This is a genomic window from Streptomyces ipomoeae 91-03 (genome assembly GCF_000317595.1).
In the GTDB taxonomy this organism is placed as follows: domain Bacteria; phylum Actinomycetota; class Actinomycetes; order Streptomycetales; family Streptomycetaceae; genus Streptomyces; species Streptomyces ipomoeae.
The window spans coordinates 1-4,836 of the sequence record NZ_AEJC01000504.1 but is presented as its reverse complement, the minus strand read 5'-3'; the positions used below and the strand labels follow the sequence as shown (position 1 = coordinate 4,836).

Here is a 4,836-nt window from a genome sequence, read left to right as displayed (position 1 = left end):
GAGTCCCGAGTCGCCCTTCGGGCGAACGACGGGAGTTTGACGACAGGGCCTAACGCGCGTTGAAGTACTTCGCCTCGGGGTGGTGGATCACGATCGCGTCCGTGGACTGTTCGGGGTGGAGCTGGAACTCCTCGGAGAGGTGGACGCCGATCCGCTCGGGTTCAAGAAGCTCGGCGATCTTGGCGCGGTCCTCCAGATCGGGGCAGGCACCGTAGCCGAGGGAGAAGCGGGCACCCCGGTACTTGAGGTCGAACATGTCCTCGATGGCCGCCGGGTCCTCTCCCCCGAAGCCGAGCTCGGCGCGCACCCGGGCGTGCCAGTACTCGGCAAGGGCCTCGGCCAACTGCACGGACAGGCCGTGGAGTTCGAGGTAGTCGCGGTAGGAGTCGGACGCGAAGAGCTTGGCGGTCTCCTCGCCGATGCGGGAGCCGACGGTGACGACCTGGAGGCCGACCACATCGGTCTCGCCGGACTCCTCCGGGCGGAAGAAGTCGGCCAGGCACAGGCGTCGGCCGCGGCGCTGGCGGGGGAAGGTGAAGCGGGTGCGTTCGTTGCCGTCGCCGTCCAGGATGATCAGGTCGTCGTCCTTGGAGACGCAGGGGAAGTAGCCGTAGACGACGGCCGCTTCGAGGAGGTTCTCGGTCTGCAGTTTGTCGAGCAGACCGCGCAGCCGGGGCCGGCCCTCGGTCTCGACAAGTTCCTCGTACGTCGGTCCGTCACCCGTGCGGGCCTGCTTCAGGCCCCACTGGCCCTTGAACAGGGCGCCCTCGTCCAGCCAGGTGGCGTACTCCTTGAGCTGGATGCCCTTGATGACGCGGGTGCCCCAGAAGGGGGGCTCGGGCACGGGGTTGTCGGTGGCGACGTCGGAGCGGACGTGGCCCTCTTCGGGGCGTTCCTCGACCTGTACCGCGGTCGTCGCCCTGACCCGGCGCTGCTTCAGCTCGGGCAGCTTCGCCCCCGGTACGCCGCGCTTGACGCCGATGAGGGCGTCCATGAGGCGCAGGCCCTCGAAGGCGTCGCGGGCGTAGCGGACCTCGCCCTCGTAGATCTCGTGCAGGTCCTGCTCGACGTACGCCCGCGTCAGCGCGGCCCCGCCCAGGATGACGGGGTAATCCGCCGCCAGGCCACGGGCGTTCAGCTCCTCCAGGTTCTCCTTCATGATCACCGTGGACTTGACCAGGAGGCCGGACATGCCGATGACGTCGGCGCGGTGCTCCTCGGCGGCGTCCAGGATCGCGGAGACCGGCTGCTTGATGCCGAGGTTGACGACGTTGTAGCCGTTGTTGGACAGGATGATGTCGACGAGGTTCTTGCCGATGTCGTGGACGTCGCCGCGGACGGTGGCGAGGACGATGGTGCCCTTGCCCTCGGCGTCCGACTTCTCCATGTGCGGTTCGAGGTAGGCGACGGCGGCCTTCATGACCTCGGCGGACTGCAGGACGAACGGCAGCTGCATCTGGCCGGAGCCGAAGAGTTCGCCGACGACCTTCATGCCGTCCAGGAGGGTCTCGTTGACGATGTCGAGGGCGGGGCGGTCCTGGAGGGCCTCATCCAGGTCGGCCTCCAGCCCGTTGCGCTCGCCGTCGATGATGCGGCGCTTGAGGCGCTCCTCCAGCGGCAGGGCGGCCAGTTCCTCGGCCTTGCCCGCCTTCAGGGACTTGGCGGTGGCGCCCTCGAACAGCGCCATCAGCTTCTGGAGGGGGTCGTAGCCCTCGCTGCGGCGGTCGTAGACGAGGTCGAGAGCCGTCTGGACCTGCTCCTCGTCGAAGCGGGCGATGGGGAGGATCTTCGAGGCGTGGACGATCGCCGAGTCCAGGCCCGCCTTCACGCACTCGTCGAGGAAGACGGAGTTGAGCAGGATGCGGGCGGCCGGGTTGAGGCCGAAGGAGATGTTCGACAGGCCCAGGGTGGTCTGGACGTCCGGGTGACGGCGCTTCAGCTCGCGGATCGCCTCGATGGTGGCGATGCCGTCCTTGCGGGACTCCTCCTGGCCGGTACAGATGGTGAAGGTCAGGGTGTCGATGAGGATGTCCGACTCGAGGATGCCCCAGTTGCCGGTGAGGTCGGCGATCAGTCGTTCGGCGATCTCGACCTTCTTCTCCGGGGTGCGGGCCTGGCCCTCCTCGTCGATGGTCAGCGCGATCAGCGCGGCGCCGTGCTCCTGGGCGAGCCGGGTGACCTTGGCGAAGCGGGAGTCGGGGCCGTCGCCGTCCTCGTAGTTGACGGAGTTGATGACCGCGCGCCCGCCAAGCTTCTCCAACCCGGCCTGGATGACGTCGACCTCGGTGGAGTCGAGGACGATGGGGAGGGTGGAGGCGGTGGCGAAGCGGCCGGCGAGTTCGGCCATGTCGGCGACACCGTCGCGGCCCACGTAGTCGACGCACAGGTCGAGCATGTGGGCGCCCTCGCGGATCTGGTCGCGGGCCATCTCCACACAGTCGTCCCAGCGGCCGTCCAGCATGGCCTCGCGGAACTTCTTCGAACCGTTGGCGTTCGTGCGCTCGCCGATGGCCAGGTAGGAGGTGTCCTGGCGGAACGGCACGGTCTGGTAGAGGGAGGCGGCGCCGGGCTCGGGGCGCGGGTCGCGCTCGGGCGGGGTGAGGTCCCGGACGCGCTCGACGACCTGGCGCAGATGCTCGGGGGTGGTGCCGCAGCAGCCGCCGACGAGGGAGAGGCCGTAGTCGCGGACGAAGTTCACCTGGGCGTCGGCGAGTTCCGGGGCCGTGAGCGGGTAGTGGGCGCCGTCCCTGGTCAGCACCGGCAGGCCCGCGTTCGGCATGCACGACAGTTGGATGCGGGAGTGCCGGGACAGATAGCGCAGGTGCTCGCTCATCTCGGCGGGCCCGGTCGCGCAGTTCAGGCCGATCATGTCGATGCCCAGCGGCTCCAGAGCCGTCAGCGCCGCGCCGATCTCCGAGCCGAGCAGCATCGTGCCGGTCGTCTCCACCGTCACCGACACGATCAGCGGGACGTCGTACCCGGCCGTTTCCATCGCCCGGCGGGCGGCGAGAACGGAGGCCTTGGTCTGCAGCAGGTCCTGGGTGGTCTCCACCAGCAGCGCGTCGGCGCCGCCCGCCAGCAGGCCCTCGGCGTTCTGCTGGTAGGCGTCCCGGATGGCGGCGAAGGTGGTGTGGCCGAGGGTGGGCAGCTTGGTGCCGGGGCCGATCGAGCCGAGCACCCAGCGCTGACGGCCGTCACGTGCGGCGAACTCGTCCGCCGTCTCGCGTGCGATGCGGGCGCCGGCCTCGGACAGCTCGGCGACGCGCTCGGCGATGTCGTACTCGCCCAGGGCGGTCAGGTTCGCGCCGAAGGTGTTGGTCTCCACGCAGTCCACACCCGCGTCGAAGTACGCGGAGTGCACCGAGCGCACGATGTCCGGGCGGGTCACGTTGAGGACCTCGTTGCAGCCCTCCAGCTGCTGGAAGTCGTCCAGAGTGGGTTCCTGCGCCTGGAGCATGGTGCCCATCGCGCCGTCGGCGACCACGACACGGGTGGCGAGGGCTTCGCGCAGTGCGTCGGATCGGGCCCGGCCTGCGGCGGCGGACGAGGGGGACGAGTTCGGCGACGAGGCCATGAAGGTGCTCCCTGGAGTGCGACGGCTGTCGGCTTTGCGTCTTCTGGGGGAAGGCGCACGCCGTCAGGGTAGCCCGAGCACCCGGGGACGGTCAGGGGCGTCCACGGGACGGACCGGCGTGGCGCACGGCGCCGAGTGCGGTTTACTCCCACGACGGTCGCACGACGATCGCAGGACAGACACAGGGCGGTCGCCGGACGAACACCGGACGAACACCGAACGGGCACGGGATGAGCACGGGACGGACACCGGACGGCCACGGGACGGGCGCCGGGGACATATCGTGCGGGCCACATGGCCGAAAAGCTGTTGACGGCCATTGGCGGGACGTCGGCAACGACCGGTAGTGTTCGACATTGCCGAACGATGGAAGTTCATCCGCGTACGGCGGTCATCAGGGGACGGAGGCAGGACGGCGATGGCACGGAACATCCAGTCGCTCGAACGGGCGGCCGCGATGCTGCGGCTGCTCGCAGGCGGCGAGCGACGGCTCGGCCTGTCCGACATCGCCTCGTCGCTGGGCCTCGCCAAGGGCACCGCCCACGGCATACTCCGCACCCTCCAGCAGGAGGGCTTCGTCGAGCAGGACGACGCCTCCGGGCGCTACCAGCTGGGCGCCGAGCTGCTGCGGCTCGGCACCACCTACCTCGACGTCCATGAACTGCGGGCCCGGGCGCTGGTGTGGACGGACGACCTGGCCCGCTCCAGCGGTGAGAGCGTCCACCTAGGCGTGCTGCACCAGCAGGGCGTACTGATCGTGCACCACGTGTTCCGGCCCGACGACAGCCGCCAGGTCCTGGAGATAGGGGCCATGCAGCCGCTGCACTCCACGGCCCTGGGCAAGGTCCTGTCGGCGTACGACCCGGTGGCGCACAGCGAGGTCCTGGAGGGCGAGCGCAAGGCGTTCACCGAGCGGACCGTGTGCGAGCCGGCCGACTTCGAGAACGTCCTGGACATCACCCGCGCGCGCGGGTACGCGGCCGACGTCGAGGAGACCTGGGAGGGCGTCGCGTCCATCGCCGCGCCCATCCACGACCGGCGCCGCATGCCCGTCGGCGCGGTCGGCATCACCGGCGCCGTGGAGCGGCTCTACCGCGAGGGCGAGCTGCGCCCCGAGCTGATCGCGGCGGTACGGGACTGCGCCCGCGCGGTGTCACGGGACCTGGGGGCGGCGCGGTTCTGACGGCCGCCCCTCGCCGAGGCGGAGAGGGGACGCTGCTGGCGAAGTATCTGACGGACACGTCCGGGTACGAGGTCGGCCT

At 70.0% G+C, this 4,836-nt stretch carries 2 protein-coding genes; one reads left to right on the top strand and one right to left on the bottom strand.

Annotated elements, in window-relative coordinates; genetic code table 11:
- Nucleotides 1-49 precede the first annotated feature (49 nt).
- Complete coding sequence (metH, locus tag STRIP9103_RS32855; protein WP_009327683.1) at nucleotides 50-3,574, bottom strand: methionine synthase; 3,525 nt, start codon at nucleotides 3,572-3,574, stop codon at nucleotides 50-52.
- Nucleotides 3,575-3,992: 418 nt separating this feature from the next.
- On the opposite strand from metH, the gene STRIP9103_RS32850 reads away from it, so the two are divergent.
- Nucleotides 3,993-4,757, top strand: coding sequence for an IclR family transcriptional regulator (locus STRIP9103_RS32850; RefSeq protein WP_048821410.1), 765 nt, complete (start codon nucleotides 3,993-3,995; stop codon nucleotides 4,755-4,757).
- The last annotated feature ends 79 nt before the right edge of the window (nucleotides 4,758-4,836 follow it).